At 60.3% G+C, this 14476-nt stretch carries 13 protein-coding genes and 2 pseudogenes; 3 read left to right on the top strand and 12 right to left on the bottom strand.

The genetic code is table 11. The features are described 5' to 3' along the window. Positions 1-57: 57 nt before the first annotated feature. From GNF76_RS07375 to GNF76_RS07365, 3 genes are all read right to left on the bottom strand, one after another. Positions 58-690 (bottom strand): LysE family transporter, encoded by a 633-nt coding sequence (locus tag GNF76_RS07375; protein ID WP_155582503.1) that lies wholly within the window; start codon positions 688-690, stop codon positions 58-60. 88 nt (positions 691-778) lie between these two features. Continuing rightward, entirely contained in the window at positions 779-1360 is a 582-nt protein-coding gene (locus tag GNF76_RS07370) for a mechanosensitive ion channel family protein (RefSeq protein WP_155582502.1), read from the bottom strand. Then, positions 1360-3270, bottom strand: a complete 1911-nt coding sequence (locus tag GNF76_RS07365) for an ATP-binding cassette domain-containing protein (protein ID WP_155582501.1) — start codon at positions 3268-3270, stop codon at positions 1360-1362. Before GNF76_RS07365 ends, GNF76_RS07370 begins: the two co-directional genes overlap by 1 nt. A gap of 50 nt (positions 3271-3320) precedes the next feature. On the opposite strand from GNF76_RS07365, the gene GNF76_RS07360 reads away from it, so the two are divergent. Then, a complete protein-coding gene (locus tag GNF76_RS07360) occupies positions 3321-3785 on the top strand; it encodes a TIGR02444 family protein (protein ID WP_155582500.1) in 465 nt (154 codons plus the stop codon). Here the strand turns inward: GNF76_RS07360 and GNF76_RS29885 are convergent. Both GNF76_RS29885 and GNF76_RS29880 read right to left on the bottom strand, forming a co-directional pair. Then, a pseudogene (locus GNF76_RS29885) lies at positions 3782-4372 on the bottom strand (hypothetical protein); the annotation flags it as partial. The gene GNF76_RS07360 and the pseudogene GNF76_RS29885 sit on opposite strands and share 4 nt — an antisense overlap. Positions 4373-4792: 420 nt before the next feature. Continuing rightward, positions 4793-5131: pseudogene (locus GNF76_RS29880) on the bottom strand (AlgP family protein); the annotation flags it as partial. Positions 5132-5323: 192 nt separating this feature from the next. Here GNF76_RS29880 and GNF76_RS07350 point away from each other — a divergent pair. Beyond that, entirely contained in the window at positions 5324-5989 is a 666-nt protein-coding gene (locus GNF76_RS07350; RefSeq protein WP_155582498.1) for an FKBP-type peptidyl-prolyl cis-trans isomerase, read from the top strand. Positions 5990-6046: 57 nt separating this feature from the next. On the opposite strand, the gene rsd is transcribed toward GNF76_RS07350, so the two are convergent. The 7 genes from rsd to GNF76_RS07315 form a co-directional block, all read right to left on the bottom strand. Continuing rightward, complete coding sequence (gene rsd, locus GNF76_RS07345; RefSeq protein ID WP_155582497.1) at positions 6047-6505, bottom strand: sigma D regulator; 459 nt, start codon at positions 6503-6505, stop codon at positions 6047-6049. A 210-nt stretch (positions 6506-6715) separates the two neighbouring features. Next, positions 6716-7237 (bottom strand): disulfide bond formation protein B, encoded by a 522-nt coding sequence (locus GNF76_RS07340; protein WP_155582496.1) that lies wholly within the window; start codon positions 7235-7237, stop codon positions 6716-6718. Between the two features lie 236 nt (positions 7238-7473). Further along, positions 7474-8715 (bottom strand): heme biosynthesis protein HemY, encoded by a 1242-nt coding sequence (locus GNF76_RS07335; RefSeq protein WP_155582495.1) that lies wholly within the window; start codon positions 8713-8715, stop codon positions 7474-7476. A gap of 5 nt (positions 8716-8720) precedes the next feature. Then, the gene (locus GNF76_RS07330) at positions 8721-9836 is read right to left on the bottom strand and encodes a uroporphyrinogen-III C-methyltransferase (RefSeq protein WP_178123216.1); all 1116 of its coding nucleotides are present in this window, start codon (positions 9834-9836) and stop codon (positions 8721-8723) included. Positions 9837-9854: 18 nt separating this feature from the next. Further along, positions 9855-10610, bottom strand: coding sequence for a uroporphyrinogen-III synthase (locus GNF76_RS07325; protein WP_178123215.1), 756 nt, complete (start codon positions 10608-10610; stop codon positions 9855-9857). Continuing rightward, positions 10607-11548 carry a hydroxymethylbilane synthase gene (gene hemC / locus GNF76_RS07320; protein ID WP_155582494.1) on the bottom strand — a complete coding sequence of 314 codons (942 nt, stop codon included), beginning with the start codon at positions 11546-11548 and terminating at the stop codon, positions 10607-10609. The genes GNF76_RS07325 and hemC overlap by 4 nt, the downstream gene beginning before the upstream one ends. Positions 11549-11686: 138 nt before the next feature. After that, positions 11687-12433, bottom strand: a complete 747-nt coding sequence (locus tag GNF76_RS07315) for a LytR/AlgR family response regulator transcription factor (RefSeq protein WP_155582493.1) — start codon at positions 12431-12433, stop codon at positions 11687-11689. Between the two features lie 578 nt (positions 12434-13011). Between GNF76_RS07315 and argH the strand changes: the two genes are divergently transcribed. Next, entirely contained in the window at positions 13012-14406 is a 1395-nt protein-coding gene (gene argH / locus GNF76_RS07310; protein ID WP_155582492.1) for an argininosuccinate lyase, read from the top strand. Positions 14407-14476 lie beyond the last annotated feature (70 nt).

Raw genomic sequence — 14476 nt, 5'->3', positions numbered from 1 at the left:
CTTTCGCGAGCAAGCACGCTCCCACATTTTGATCCGGTTTCTTCAGTTAGGCCAAAATCAGGCCGTTGCGCGGTGCAAACTGGCCAGGAAGCCTGCCGCGCCTACGAACAACCCGGCAAACGTGCGATTCATGCGCTTCTGCTGCTTGGGCGTGCGCAACAGCCGCAACACTTTCGACGCCAGGCCTGTGTAGCCGGCCATGACGATCATGTCCACGCAGATCATCGTCGCGCCCAGGATCACGTACTGGATCAACAGCGGCGCCTGGGGGTTCACGAACTGCGGCAATACCGCCAGCATGAACACCAGAGCTTTAGGGTTGCTGGCGTTGACGAGGAAGCCGCGAAAGATCATCGCCAAGGGTTTGCCGACGGGGCGAACCGCCGCGTTATCGGTCAAGTCGGCAGGCAACGCACGCCACTGCTTGATGGCCAGGTAAACCAGATAAGCCACACCGAACCATTTGATCGCATAGAACGCCGTGGACGATGCCGCGAGAATCGCGCCCAGGCCACCGGCGACCACGACAATTTGCAGCGCCAGGCCCAATTGCAGACCCAAGGCGTTCCAATAACCGCGCAGGAAACCGTATTGCAAACCGCTGGACATCGAGGCGATGGCACCGGCGCCTGGAGAGAGACTGATGATCCAACTGGCCAGGAAGAAGGCCAGCCATGTATCGAGTGCCATTGCACACCTCGGAGAAGAATTTGCTGCGGAGCCTTAAGCTAACTCCGCCGACCGAGGCCTGGCTATAGGTTTTTACAGGATGTGACCGCTACTTCTCGCCCGACCCGACAGGCAACACATCACTGCCCCTCCAACGTCGCACCGAGCGCTGGAAGAACAGGCTGTTAGGCACTTGCACCATCACGCTGCCAGTCCCCGCCTCTTCCACTTCAATCAGTGTGGTGTACAGCAGGTTGATCGCCACTACACGGCCTTTGACGCCCGGCTTGTCGACGGTGTCCACCAGCTCAACCACATCGCCCAGACGAAACGGTCCGACCGTGAAGATCAGAATCGCGCAGAGCAGGTTCGACAGCACCGACCACATGGCAAAAAACGCCACGGCCGCCACCGCGACAAACCCCGACAAGGCCGTCCACAACACCGTGGCGGAAACTCCCAGGCGCTCCAGCACAACGATCAACGCACTGCCCATGATCAGCCAGCGCAGACCTCCACGCAGTGGCATCAGCAACTGCGGCGGGAACGGGTAACGTTCCCCCAGGCGCTTCAGGCATTTGGCAACGAAGCGCTGGGCGAGGTAACCCGCCAGCAGGATCAGCAGTATTTGTATGCCGACCCATATGGGTTCGATCCATTGCGCCGGCAGCGGCAGTTGCAGCGCTTCCATCAGGACAGCGCCTCCAGCTCCGCTTGCAAGGATTCCAGCAACTCCAGGGCTTCCATCCAGGTTTCCTCCAGTTGTGCCTCGCGGACCTTGAGCTTAGCCTGTTCGGCCAACAGGTCCCGCAATTCATCCTTGCGCGCCGGCTCGTACACGGCACTGTCACCCAGGCTGGTTTCGATCTTCGCCAGCTTTTCGTGGACCTTGCCAAGCTCAGCTTCCAGCTTGTCGGCTTCACGCTTGTGAGGTGCCAGTTGCTGGCGCAATGCGGCAGCGGCCTGGCGCTGGGCTTTCTTGTCGGTTTTGTCCGGGTTGACCGGGGTGTTGCTGACCGGCGCGTTGCGCAGACGATAGTCCGACAGCCAACGGGCGTAGTCTTCCAGGTCGCCGTCGAATTCCTCGACCTTGCCGTCAGCTACCAGCAGGAAGTTATCGGTAGTGCTCTTGAGCAAGTGCCGATCGTGGGACACCACCAACACCGCACCGCTGAATTCCTGCAGGGCCATGGTCAGCGCCAGGCGCATTTCCAGGTCCAGGTGGTTGGTCGGTTCGTCGAGCAGCAGCAGGTTCGGCCGATCCCAGGCGATCAACGCCAGGGCCAGACGGGCCTTTTCGCCACCGGAGAAATTCAGCACCGGCTCGTCGATGCGCGCGCCACGGAAGTCGAAACCGCCAAGGAAGTCGCGCAAGGTCTGCTCGCGCTCGGTAGGTGCCAGGCGTTGCAAGTGCAGCAGCGGGCTGGCCTTGGCGTCGAGGGAGTCCAACTGATGCTGGGCGAAGTAGCCCACGACCAGGTTCTCGCCGCGTACCAGACGACCGGCCAGGGGTTGCAACTCGCCCGAGAGGTTTTTGATCAGGGTCGACTTACCGGCACCGTTTGGCCCCAGCAAACCGATCCGCGCGCCCGGTGTGAGCTGCAACTTGACCTTCTCGAGGATGGTCTTGTCGCCATAACCCAGGCGGGCATCGGACAGATCGAGCAACGGGCTTGAGATCTTCGCCGACTCACGGAACACAAAATCGAACGGTGAATCGACGTGGGCCGCCGACAGCTCTTCCATGCGCTCCAGTGCCTTGATCCGGCTCTGGGCCTGACGGGCCTTGGTGGCCTGGGCCTTGAACCGGGCAATGTAGCTTTCCATGTGCGCGCGTTGCGCCTGCTGCTTCTCGTAGGCTTGCTGTTGCTGGGCCAGACGCTCGGCGCGAGCACGCTCGAAGGCGCTGTAGCCACCGCGATAGAGGGTGATCTTTTTCTGTTCGACGTGGGCGATGTTATCAACCACGGCGTCGAGGAAATCCCGGTCGTGGGAAATCAGCAGCAAAGTGCCCGGGTAGCTTTTCAGGAAGTCTTCCAGCCACAGGATCGCATCGAGGTCCAAGTGGTTGGTCGGTTCATCGAGCAGCAACAGGTCCGAAGGACACATCAGCGCCTGGGCCAGGTTCAGGCGCATGCGCCAGCCACCGGAGAAGTCAGCGACCGGGCGGTCCATCTGTTCGTTGGTGAACCCCAGGCCCGCCAGCATTTTGCGGGCGCGGGCATCGGCGGTGTAGCCATCGGCGCTGTCGAGTTCCGAGTGCAGACGGGCTTGGGCGGCGCCGTCCTGGGCTTTCTCAGCCTCGGCCAGGTCGTGTTGCACCTGGCGCAGACGCAGGTCGCCATCGAGCACGTAGTCGATCGCAATGCGGTCCAGGGTGTCGATTTCCTGGCGCATATGAGCGATTCGCCAGTCGGCCGGCATCAAGCAATCCCCCGAGTCGGGGGTCAGCTCACCCAGCAGCAAGGCGAACAACGTGGATTTTCCGGCGCCGTTGGCACCGATCAGGCCGGCTTTGTGACCGGCGTGCAGGGTCAGCTCGGCGTCTTCAAGAAGACGTTGCGGGCCACGCTGTAATGTTAGGCTTTGAAGTCGGATCATAATGGCGGCGGAGTCTACCAGCTTCGTTGACCGCTGGCTTGGGTAGGAATATGTGCGCTGACCTGTGGAGCTTTGCCCTCTCGACTTATGCCCGCCCGGGTGTAGAGAACACTTGCCTGCGCTTGCAGGAGCAGGGGGCCGACGTGTGCCTGTTGCTCTGCGGGTTGTGGCTGGAGCAACGAGGTGTGGCGCTTGAACCGACGCGCTTGCTGGCACTGCGGCAGATTGCAGAACCCTGGCAGTCCGAAGTGGTAGAGCCGCTACGACAAGTGCGTAAGCAATGGCGGGCCATGGCGCAGCAGGACACCGAGTTGGGGGCATTACGGGAGCGGGTCAAAGCCCTGGAGCTGGAAGCCGAACGACAGCTGTTATCACGCCTGGAGACCCGGGCACTGGAATGGCCGACGGGTGAAGCAACGTATCAGGGTACGTGGCTTGAAGGACTGGCGGCCGAAGCCGCCAACCTTGACCGCGACGCGCTGCATCAGCTGCGCGTCGCGGTCACCGGCACTTAAGAAGCGCTGGTTGGGGTGGTGCTTGCAGCCGGTGCAGGGGTGCTGCTGACCGACGCGGTTGGCGCTGCAGTGCTGGCCGCAGGTGCTGCCGGGGTAGCCGGCTTGGCAGCCGGTGCCGCAGGTTTTGCAGCTGGAGCTTTGGCAACAGGCTTGGCCGCTGGTTTTGCGGCAGTTGGCTTGCCGGCTGGCTTTACAGCAGCAGGTTTAGCGGCTGGTTTGGCGGCAGGCTTCACAGCAGGTTTTGCCGCAACTGGTTTGGCAGCGGGTTTCGCGGCAGCCGTTTTAACAGCTGGTTTGGCGGCCGGCTTCACAGCAGGTTTCGCAGCGGCTGGCTTGGCGGCTGGTTTCGCAGCAGCGGTTTTAGCCGCCGGTTTCGCAGCAGGCTTTACAGCAGCTGGCTTGGCAGCGGGTTTCGCAGCAGCCGTTTTAACCGCTGGTTTGGCGGCCGGCTTGGCAGCAGGTTTTGCAGCAGGTTTCGCAGCGCCTAGCTTGGCGGCTGGTTTCGCAGCAGCGGTTTTAGCAGCCGGTTTCGCGGCAGGCTTCACAGCAGGTTTCGCAGCGCCTGGCTTGGCGGCTGGTTTCGCAGCAGCGGTCTTAGCCGCCGGTTTCGCAGCAGGCTTCACAGCAGGTTTCGCAGCGCCTGGCTTGGCGGCTGGTTTCGCAGCAGCGGTCTTAGCCGCCGGTTTCGCAGCAGGCTTCACAGCAGGTTTCGCAGCGCCTGGCTTGGCGGCTGGTTTCGCAGCAGCGGTTTTAGCAGCCGGTTTCACAGCAGGTTTAGCGGCTGGTTTAGCGGCGCTGGCAACGGCCCTTTTCACTGCCGGTTTGGCAGCCGGCTTCGCCGGTGCTTTGGTCGCAGGCTTGGCCGCAGCTTTTGCAGGCGCTTTGGCAGCCACTGCTTTGCTGGCTGGTTTTTTCGCCGCGCTTGCAGCAGCGGCTTTAACCGGAGCGCGAGTGTTCAGTACCTTACCAACGGCTTCTTTCACGCGACCAACGCCCTGAGCCAGTTTCAGACTCTCCTGAGCATCGCGCTTGAGTTGCAGAATGTAGGTGCGGGTTTCGGATTGACGATCCTTGAGGGCGTCGAGCAAGTCCTCAAGCTCTTTGACTGCGCCCTTGGCCTTGGCTTGTGCCTTGGCTTTACCAGCGCTTGCTGCGTCTTGCAGTTTGGTGCGGGATTTGTGCAGTTTTTCCTGAGCCTTGCCGCGTTGTTTTTCCAGCTTGGCGAGCAATTTCTCTGCATCAGCCAAGGCTTGGGAACAAGCGCTTTCCAAATGTTCGAGCAGGCTGCCCGATAGCTGTTGGAGCAAGTGCAATGGGGTATTTACAGGCTTCTGTTTGGCCGACATGGTTTACCTCCTGGCTGACGTGGGTGCGGCTCATACTAGCCCTCTGCTCTTACCGCCGCTAGGGCATGTTGACAGTATCGAATGCGTTGCGTTGCACTGCATGAAAATTCTTATCGATATAACGAAAAGCCACTCCAGTTTTTGCGCATTCACACTGGCATAATCCATCGCACTTTCGGCTGGAGAACACCCATGTCGCGTTACCTTTTTTTAGCCTTGGGTTTGTCGCTTTCAGTGGCCAATGCAGGCGAGCAATCCCCCTCCAAAGATAGCCACGACCTCGCCTACAGCCTGGGTGCAAGCCTGGGCGAGCGCCTGCGTCAGGAAGTCCCCAACCTGCAAATCCAGGCGTTGATCGACGGCCTCAAACAAGCCTACCAAGGCAAGCCACTGGCGTTGGACGATGCGCGCATCGAACAGATCCTGGCTCAACACGAAGCGCAGACCGCAACCGCTGACCCCGTCCCGCAAAGTGAAAAGGCCCTCGCCGCCGAGCAACAATTTTTATCCACGGAGAAAGCCAAGGGAGGCGTACGCGAATTGGCGGATGGGATATTGCTGAGCGAACTGGCTCCCGGTAACGGAAAAAAACCAGCGGCCAGTGATCGGGTTCAGGTGACGTATGTTGGGCGGCTGCCCGATGGGACGATCTTTGACCAGAGCAAACAACCGCAATGGTTTCGCCTGGACAGTGTGATCAGTGGTTGGCGCAGCGCGTTACAACAGATGCCGATCGGCGCGAAATGGCGCCTGGTGATTCCATCGGCCCAGGCCTATGGCGCAGACGGTGCAGGCGAGTTGATCCCACCCTACACGCCGCTGGTATTCGAGATCGAACTGCTTGGGGCGAGCAGCTAGCCAAACGAAAAACGGTGCGCAATGCGCACCGTTTTTTGTCTTGCCGCCAATCAGATTTCAGGCTTTTGCCGTCAACTCTTCCTTGTGAGCGTTGTGCAGCACTTCGATCAGACAGTCTTCCAGCTCGAAACGCTCGTGGAGCAGGCCGCCCAGCTCCTTGAACTTCGCCGCAACACACTCGCCCTTATCGCAAAGGTCGTTGAACGCCAGCAGCTTTTCGGTGATCACATCGATACGCGGGTAGATTGTCTCTGCCAGGTCCAGGCCACGCTGATCGTCGAAGGCCTCGGCTTCCTTGGTCAACTGCTCATAGACACCGAAGTGTCCCGCAGACACATAGTCAACCAGCACACCGCAGAACTCTTGCAATGGCTTGCGGTTCTCACCCAATGTCTCGGGCTTGGCGCCGAGAGCATCAAAGGCCCGAACCAGTTCGTGACGCGCCTTCAACCAACCATCGATCAGTTTGTGCACACCACCCCAGCGTTCCTGAGCATTCTGACAACTTTCCAGCATGATGATCTCTCTTCCCTATATGGGCGGTGCCGCCCTCTGCCCGCGCAACGCTTCAAGGATTAAAGCGGCCACCGGACAAAGCCGCATCGAGCAAGCGGTTTCGATAACGCGTGCGGGCCAGATTATGCCCGCACGACTATGGCTTCAAGGTACGCAGGAGAGAAAGTTCATACAAGTGTTTAATCCCGTCCTACATCCAGCGACCTCGAATCAGTGCTTCGCCAGGGGAAAACGCTGGCCGAACAACAGTCGCGAAAACTGTGCCGCTCCCAGGATCAACATCGCGACAAAGAACAGCAGACTCCATTCAGGCAAGCTCAGATCAAACAACGTCCAGTTGATCTCAACGCAGTCGACGCTGCCCTGAAACACTCGCGTCAAGGCCTCCCAGAACGACAGATTTTCGACCATGTGTTGCAGGCTAGGCCAGCAACTGGGCAACTGGTCCACCGGGATGTTCTGCAACAACACCTGGCGCACCGCAGTGATGGCTCCGAGCAATGCACAGCCCATGCTCATCGCCCCATATAAATAGATGCCGTGACGCTTAGGGCCGTGAACCACTGCAATCAGGTTGATCACCGTGAAGGCAGTCAAAAAAATCCGTTGTACCAGGCACAGGAAGCAAGGACGCAACAAGGCTCCATATTCAAGGTAAAAGGACGCGCCCAAAGTCAGCACACCAGCCATAAACGCCAGGAGGAACAGGGAGCGTGAGGGGGCCAAAGACATTGTTTATCCGCAACGCAAGAGATAGGTAGTTACGGTAGAGGAAAGGCCTTACCCCTTTCAATACGCGCCGGAGCAGACGATTCCGCGAGAACGTAGGGATATCCCGTCAGAACCTGGAGGATTGAACGAAAGCCTGTGTAGGAGTTTACCGGCAGAGCGTTTTATTCGCCTCTATCAGGCGGCACGGAAGGGTTGGACCAGACAATTCTGAACCAACCTTTTCATGGTTTCCTACGTCAAACCCGCGCCGGCACCGGGAGCGGAGAGGCCAGCAAGCGCTTGTCCAGAAGGCCCAGGCCCTCCTGGAACAATTGGTTACTGCGCTCGGTGTCTCCCAACTGCGCCAGTAAGCGGGCCAGTTCGGCGCAGGCCTCGGGATTACGTTGAACCTGCAAGCTGCTTTCCAGGTAGTCCCGTGCCTTGCCCCACAAGCTGTTTTGCAAGCTAAGACGACCCAACGTCAGCAACAGGCTAGCGTCACCCGGATGGTCCTTGAGCCAGCCTTCGGCAAACTTCAATTGCCGTGCCGGATCGCTGCCCTGCAGCAAGCCATACAGCCTGATCAAATGGCTGTCATACCCGCGCTTGATCGCGCCACGCAATACCTCCTCGGCTGTGGTGTCTGCACCCAACTGGCGCAGCTGCTCAGCGTAGGCCAATACCAGTGCAGGCTCCTGACGCTGAGCAGAAGTCAATTGTTGCCACGCCCGCTCAAGGGACTGCTGGCCGGCCTCGCCTTGCTCTTCACGTTGAGCGGCCAGGGTCAGGTTCTCGCCCCAGGCCCGACGCTCCAGATCCGCCAGCTCGGCGGCTGGCAACACCTTGTCCTTACGCAGCTCCGGCAACAACCGAATCACCGAGGACCAGTCTCCACGTTGTTGATGCAGCCGTTGCAACTGGCGCAATACCTGAACGTTATGCGGATGACGCTCGTGCATGGCTTGCAGTGTGACCAGAGCCGCTTCGGTATCGGCACGGTCCATCTGTAACTGTGCATGGCTCAGAGCCACTGCCAGTTCGGCCTGGGGCTGGCGCTCGAGCGCGCGCTCCAGCAAACCGTCAGCCTCTTCATAACGACCCTGCTCGTTAGCCGCACGGGCTGCGCCGAGGTAATACAGCAGCGGTTGGCGCTCTGCTTCGGCGGCGCGCTGCAAATGGCGTTCGGCACTTGCCCAGCGCCCCTCGGCAAGGTCCATCTGGCCCTGTTCGATAGCAATCTGTACCCGACGACTACGGTTGCGCCGCGACCATGGGTTGACCACACCGCCGGATGTCGTCACCAGGCTGAACAGCACCCTGACCAGGTAAATCGCCAGACCAATGACAAACAACACCACCAGGGTCGACCACAGCCCGGACTCGTAATGCAGCACATGGGGATAGGTAATCAGCACGTAGCCGGCGTGTTTCGAAATGCCCACGCCCAATGCCAGGGCAATCGCAATCGCCAGCACCAGGATCACGTAGAAACGCTTCATCGGCTTTACTCCTGGGTCGCCGGCGCGCCGGTGGAAGCCTTGGCTTCATCGGCAGACAGATGACGACGTTCAAGGTAAGCCTGCACGGCAGCCAGGCTTACAGCCAAGTCCGGCGTTACCACCGAGACGGCCTTGGGTTCCAGCTCGGCGATCCGGGCCAGCATGGCCTGGCTTTGCGGGTTGTTCTGGTTGAAGTTGCCCTGCAAGACACTGCGGGCCTCGCCCAGTGAACGGGTATACACCGCAGGCTCGCCATTGAGGGCAGCCCACTGTGCCTGTTCCAGCGCCAGGCTCAGGGCCAGGCGTACCTGGTTCAGGCCTTGGCCGGCAAGCAGTGGACGAATGTTGTCGTCCGGATTGAAGTCGATGCGGAAATAGCGGGAAATCTGCTCCCACCATTGGCTCCAGCGGTTTTCAGTGTCAGTGGTTGGACGGCCTGACTGAGGCGCATCCTGAAGCTGATACTCAGGCGAGATAGCGGCCAGTTGCACCACCTGATCGCGCAGGGCCGCCAGTTGCAGATACAACCCGGTACGATCCGGTTGCTCGACACTGCGCAATGCAGCGAGGCTCTTGGCCAACTGCTCGCGGGCTGCGTAGGAACCCGGATCGCTCTGTTCACGAAGGATTTCATCGGCCCCCTGAACCAAGGCCTGGGCACTGTTGATGTCCTGCAATGCAGACAAACGCAGACTGGCCAGGCGCAACAAATGTTCGGCTTCAGCCAGGCGCCAGTCTTTACGACTGGCACCCAGCACGGTTTCCAGTCGCTGGTTCAAGCGTTGCTGGTCACCCTGTAATTGCATCACCAGGCGGCGACGTTCTTCCAACTCATCGGCGCCTGGCAATTGTGCCAGGCGTGCGGCCAACTGTTGCTGGCTCTGCTTGAGGCTCTGGGATTGATCATCCAGGGTTTGCACCTGTCCCGACTGCTGCTGAGTGCTCGATTGCAGGGCCCGGACCTGCCAGATCCCCCAGCTACCGGCCGCAACACCCGCAGCACCGAGCAACAGGGCCACGATTGCCAGGCCATTGCCACGGCGTGGAGCAGTGACCGGTGTCTCAACAGGCGCATCAAGCGCGGGCTGAGCTTCATCTTTGGGCAAGGCTGTTTCGCTCACGTATCCATCCTTTGCGTATTAGAGAGTGGGCTCGGCAAAGCTGCGTAGCGCCACTAACAAAGCCGCGGCATTCGCGCCACGACAATCCACAACTTTACTTGCACCAGCAGCACGCGCCATCTCGGCGACTCGCGGGCTGGGCACGAACAGCGGCAACTGTGTTACCTGGGGCCAATCGGGGCCCGCCAAGGCTTGCAGATGTAAAAAACCCTGCCCACTGCTGACCACCAGGCCGTTCAAGCGTTCCACCTGAATGCGCTGCATCAACGTACCGGCGGCGTATGCCGGCAGGAAACGGCGATACAACTCCAGATAGTCGACACTAGCACCTAGATCGCGCAAGCGCTCAGCCAGCAGCTCTCGTCCGCCCTCGCCGCGCAGGATCAATACCCGCGCATTGGGTCGTGCAATAGCGTCGCGCAACTGGGGTAAATCAAGCAAGGCCTCGCTGTCGTCGCCGTCCGGCGGGTAGCTGACATCAAGGCCGTGCTCGGCCAGCACCTGCGCCGTCGCCGCCCCAACGCTGAACCATGGTTGAGATGGCGCTTGATCAAGCCGCTGCAGAGCAAACCGCGCGGCCGGCTTGCTCACCGTGATCACAGCGCAGTATCGATCCAGATGGCGGAAAACCGCTTGCTGCTCAGCGGTAGCCGGCAGTTCTTCGATTTCCAGTAATGGCAGGCTGCTGCTGAATATTGCGCTTTCGGACAGTGTCGCCGCCAAGGCCGCGGACTCTTCCGTTGGCCGGGTCAACAGCACACGCCAGCCTGTCACTGCGGGCCAGCCTCGCCGTAGACCGCTTGCAGGATGGCGCCGGCACCTTTCTCCAGCAGTTCCTCGGCCACCTTGATACCAAGGCTCGTAGCCTCGCTTTGCGGCCCGCGTATCTCTGCCGTCAGCAGCAACCCGCCACTCGGATCCCCCACCAGGCCACGCAGCCAAAGATTCTCGCCTTCCAGCACCGCATAGCAGGCGATCGGCACCTGGCAACCACCGTTAAGGTGTTTGTTCAGTGCACGTTCGGCGGTGACGCGAATTTCAGTGTCCGCATGATCGAGAGGTTTAAGCAGTGCATGGATTTCGCTGTCTGCCGTGCGGCATTCAATCCCGACGGCGCCCTGCCCACCGGCGGGCAAGCTGTCTTCGACGCTGATGGCCGAGGTAATGCGGTCTTCGAAACCCAGGCGGATCAAACCGGCCGCAGCCAGGATGATCGCGTCATACTCACCGGCATCCAGCTTGGCCAGACGGGTGTTGACGTTGCCCCGCAAAAAGCGGATTTGCAGGTCTGGGCGACGGGTCAGCAATTGGGCCTGGCGACGCAGGCTGGAGGTGCCGACGATGCTGCCCAGCGGCAATTCATCCAGGGAAGCATAGGTATTGGAAACAAACGCATCGCGCGGGTCTTCGCGCTCGCAGATGCAAAACAGGCCCAGGCCTTCAGGGAAGTCCATCGGCACGTCTTTCATCGAGTGCACGGCGATGTCGGCCTCGTTCTCCAACAGCGCGGTTTCCAGCTCCTTGACGAACAGGCCCTTGCCGCCGATTTTCGACAGCGGCGAGTCCAGCAGCTTGTCGCCGCGACTGACCATGGGCACCAGGGACACCTTGAGGCCGGGATGGGCCTGCTCAAGGCGTGCTTTGACGTATTCGGCCTGCCATAAGGCCAAGGCACTTTTACGGGTGGCGATGCGGATTTCGCGAGAGGACATGGATCAATCCGTACTGAATAGATACGGCAGATAATAACAGCTCAGGCAAATACGCTTTGATTTGAATCAGCAAGTGCGGGGCCTCCCTGGCCGCATCGCACCGGGATAGGGGATGTTGGAACCGTTGCAGCCCTTGGGCTAAAGCTGCTGCATCATCTTGCGTACACCGGCGACATGACGCCGACTGACGATCAAGGCATCGCCATTTAGCCCTTTCAAAAACAACTGAAAGTGCCCAAGCGGCGTGCGCTGCAGGCGCTCGATACGCTCTCGGGCTACCAGCGCATTGCGATGGATGCGCACGAAGCGGTCGCCAAACTCGTCTTCCAGAGCCTTGAGCGGCTCATCGAGCAGCACTTCACCGGCTTCGTGACGCAACGTCACGTACTTGTGATCGGCAATGAAGTAGACCACCTGGCTCAGTGGAATCAGTTCGATACCCTTGCGGGTCCGGGCGCTGATATGGCTGCGTGGCCCATTACCGCTTTGCGCCGCAGGCTGGGTCAGGGCTGCCAGTTGTATACGGTTGGGGCGTTCGGCCTTTTTCAGCGCCTTGAGCAGAGCGTCGGCGCTGACCGGCTTGACCAGGAAGCTGACACCACTGGCATGCAGGGCGTGCGAGGAAAACTCATCCTCGGCGGCGCACAGCACCAATGCGGGCGGCGACTCGCGCTCACTCAAGCGCGCGGCGACTTGTAAGCCGTCAAGGCCCGGCATGCGGATATCGAGCAGCACGAGATCCGGCTTCAGGCTGTCAATCAAGGCCAATGCCTCGTCGCCACTGGTGGCGCTCGGCTCCAAGACACTGTATCCCTCGAGTTCGCTGACCATACGGCTCAGTCGCTCGCGGGCTTGGGGTTCGTCATCAACGATCAGGACATTCATATTGCGCTGGATTCCTGCGTGAGTCTCGCACAAGGATAGCGTAGACAGGTGCGGTGACTTCCGTCACGGCGATCCACGCTAAGACTAGCGTGAGCGGCAAAAAGTGCCCCGAGAGTGGCACCAATATTTACCCGGACCTGTTCAATGCCGCCTGGAGTCCGATGCCGTCGGGCACCGTCGTAGGGTTTGCTGATACACAATACGAACACCCCCTCTCTTTATGGTTAGCCTGGAGTTCGACCTCACCGCCTGACATTGGTGCGCTGCACCACGGCCTTCACCTTCTGTCAGTACAACTACCTATCAGTGCAACTGTAGACGCTCACGAAGACGATATTGCTCAATCGTCAAATATCGTTTCAATAAACACCTCTTGTTTACCCCAAGGACCGACCGCATTAAACCCCCCGTTCAATCCTGGCTCCAGTCTCTTCCCGGACGAGGCAGACGGCAAGGCACTTAGCCACCCTCCAAACAAATAAAAATGCCGACACGCCGCAGCATCGCCTCCAAGGGCAACCCTGTTATTATCGGCGGCACACTTTCATGCCCTCTTTCAGCAGATCACGAGCGAATCCATGAGCACCGACAAGACCAACCAGTCCTGGGGCGGCCGCTTCAGTGAGCCCGTCGACGCCTTCGTCGCGCGCTTCACCGCCTCCGTCACCTTCGACCAGCGCCTCTATCGCCACGACATCATGGGCTCCATCGCCCACGCCACGATGCTGGCCAAGGTCGGCGTGCTGACCGACGCCGAGCGCGACAGCATCATCGACGGCCTGACCACCATCCGTGGTGAGATCGAAGCCGGTACCTTCGATTGGCGCGTCGACCTGGAAGACGTGCACATGAACATTGAGGCCCGCCTCACCGACCGCATCGGCGTGACCGGCAAAAAACTGCACACCGGTCGCAGCCGTAACGATCAGGTGGCCACCGATATCCGCCTGTGGCTGCGGGACGAAATCGACCTGATCCTGGCTGAAATCACCCGCCTGCAGAAAGGTCTGCTGGAGCAGGCCGAGCGTGAGTCGGGCACTATCATGCCCGGCTTCACTCACTTGCAGACTGCCCAGCCAGTGACCTTCGGCCACCACTTGCTGGCCTGGTTCGAAATGCTCAGCCGCGACTACGAGCGCCTGGTGGACTGCCGCAAGCGCGCCAACCGCATGCCTTTGGGCAGCGCCGCGCTGGCGGGCACCACCTACCCGATCGACCGCGAATACACCGCACAACTGCTGGGTTTCGACGCCGTTGGCGGCAACTCGCTGGATGGCGTGTCAGACCGTGACTTCGCCATCGAATTCTGCGCTGCGGCCAGCATCGCGATGATGCACTTGTCGCGTTTCTCCGAAGAGCTGGTGCTGTGGACCAGCGCGCAATTCCAGTTCATCGACCTGCCGGACCGTTTCTGCACCGGCAGCTCGATCATGCCGCAAAAGAAAAACCCCGACGTGCCAGAGCTGGTGCGCGGCAAGAGCGGCCGGGTATTCGGTGCGCTGATGGGCCTGCTGACCCTGATGAAAGGCCAGCCGCTGGCCTACAACAAGGACAATCAGGAAGACAAGGAACCACTGTTCGACGCCGCCGATACCCTGCGCGACTCGCTACGGGCCTTTGCCGACATGATCCCGGCGATCAAGCCCAAGCACGCCATCATGCGTGAAGCGGCCCTGCGTGGCTTCTCCACCGCCACCGACCTGGCCGATTACCTGGTACGCCGTGGCCTGCCGTTCCGTGATTGCCACGAAATCGTCGGTCACGCCGTGAAATACGGTGTGGACACCGGCAAGGACCTGGCGGAAATGAGCCTGGAAGAACTGCGTCGGTTCAGCGACCAGATCGAGCAGGACGTGTTTGCGGTGCTGACCCTGGAAGGTTCGGTGAATGCCCGTAACCATATCGGCGGTACTGCGCCGGCGCAGGTGAAGGCAGCCGTGGCCCGTGGCCAGGAATTGCTCGCCAGCCGCTAAAAGCATCGCAGGCAAGTCGAATCGTCGCACCGCAGCTCCCACAGGAATGTGGGAGCTGGCTTGCTCGCGA

Source organism: Pseudomonas spelaei (assembly GCF_009724245.1).
Lineage (GTDB): Bacteria > Pseudomonadota > Gammaproteobacteria > Pseudomonadales > Pseudomonadaceae > Aquipseudomonas > Aquipseudomonas spelaei.
This window is presented reverse-complemented; position numbering and strand designations above follow the sequence as displayed.

Excerpts from the sequence above, each read along its gene's own strand:
- GNF76_RS07335 (WP_155582495.1), bottom strand. The coding sequence starts at position 8,715 with ATGAAGCGTTTCTACGTGATCCTGGTGCTGGCGATTGCGATTGCCCTG.
- hemC (WP_155582494.1), bottom strand. The coding sequence starts at position 11,548 with ATGTCCTCTCGCGAAATCCGCATCGCCACCCGTAAAAGTGCCTTGGCC.
- GNF76_RS07370 (WP_155582502.1), bottom strand. The coding sequence starts at position 1,360 with ATGGAAGCGCTGCAACTGCCGCTGCCGGCGCAATGGATCGAACCCATA.
- GNF76_RS07365 (WP_155582501.1), bottom strand. The coding sequence starts at position 3,270 with ATGATCCGACTTCAAAGCCTAACATTACAGCGTGGCCCGCAACGTCTT.
- GNF76_RS07360 (WP_155582500.1), top strand. The coding sequence starts at position 3,321 with ATGTGCGCTGACCTGTGGAGCTTTGCCCTCTCGACTTATGCCCGCCCG.
- GNF76_RS07340 (WP_155582496.1), bottom strand. The coding sequence starts at position 7,237 with ATGTCTTTGGCCCCCTCACGCTCCCTGTTCCTCCTGGCGTTTATGGCT.
- argH (WP_155582492.1), top strand. The coding sequence starts at position 13,012 with ATGAGCACCGACAAGACCAACCAGTCCTGGGGCGGCCGCTTCAGTGAG.
- GNF76_RS07375 (WP_155582503.1), bottom strand. The coding sequence starts at position 690 with ATGGCACTCGATACATGGCTGGCCTTCTTCCTGGCCAGTTGGATCATC.
- GNF76_RS07315 (WP_155582493.1), bottom strand. The coding sequence starts at position 12,433 with ATGAATGTCCTGATCGTTGATGACGAACCCCAAGCCCGCGAGCGACTG.
- GNF76_RS07350 (WP_155582498.1), top strand. The coding sequence starts at position 5,324 with ATGTCGCGTTACCTTTTTTTAGCCTTGGGTTTGTCGCTTTCAGTGGCC.
- rsd (WP_155582497.1), bottom strand. The coding sequence starts at position 6,505 with ATGCTGGAAAGTTGTCAGAATGCTCAGGAACGCTGGGGTGGTGTGCAC.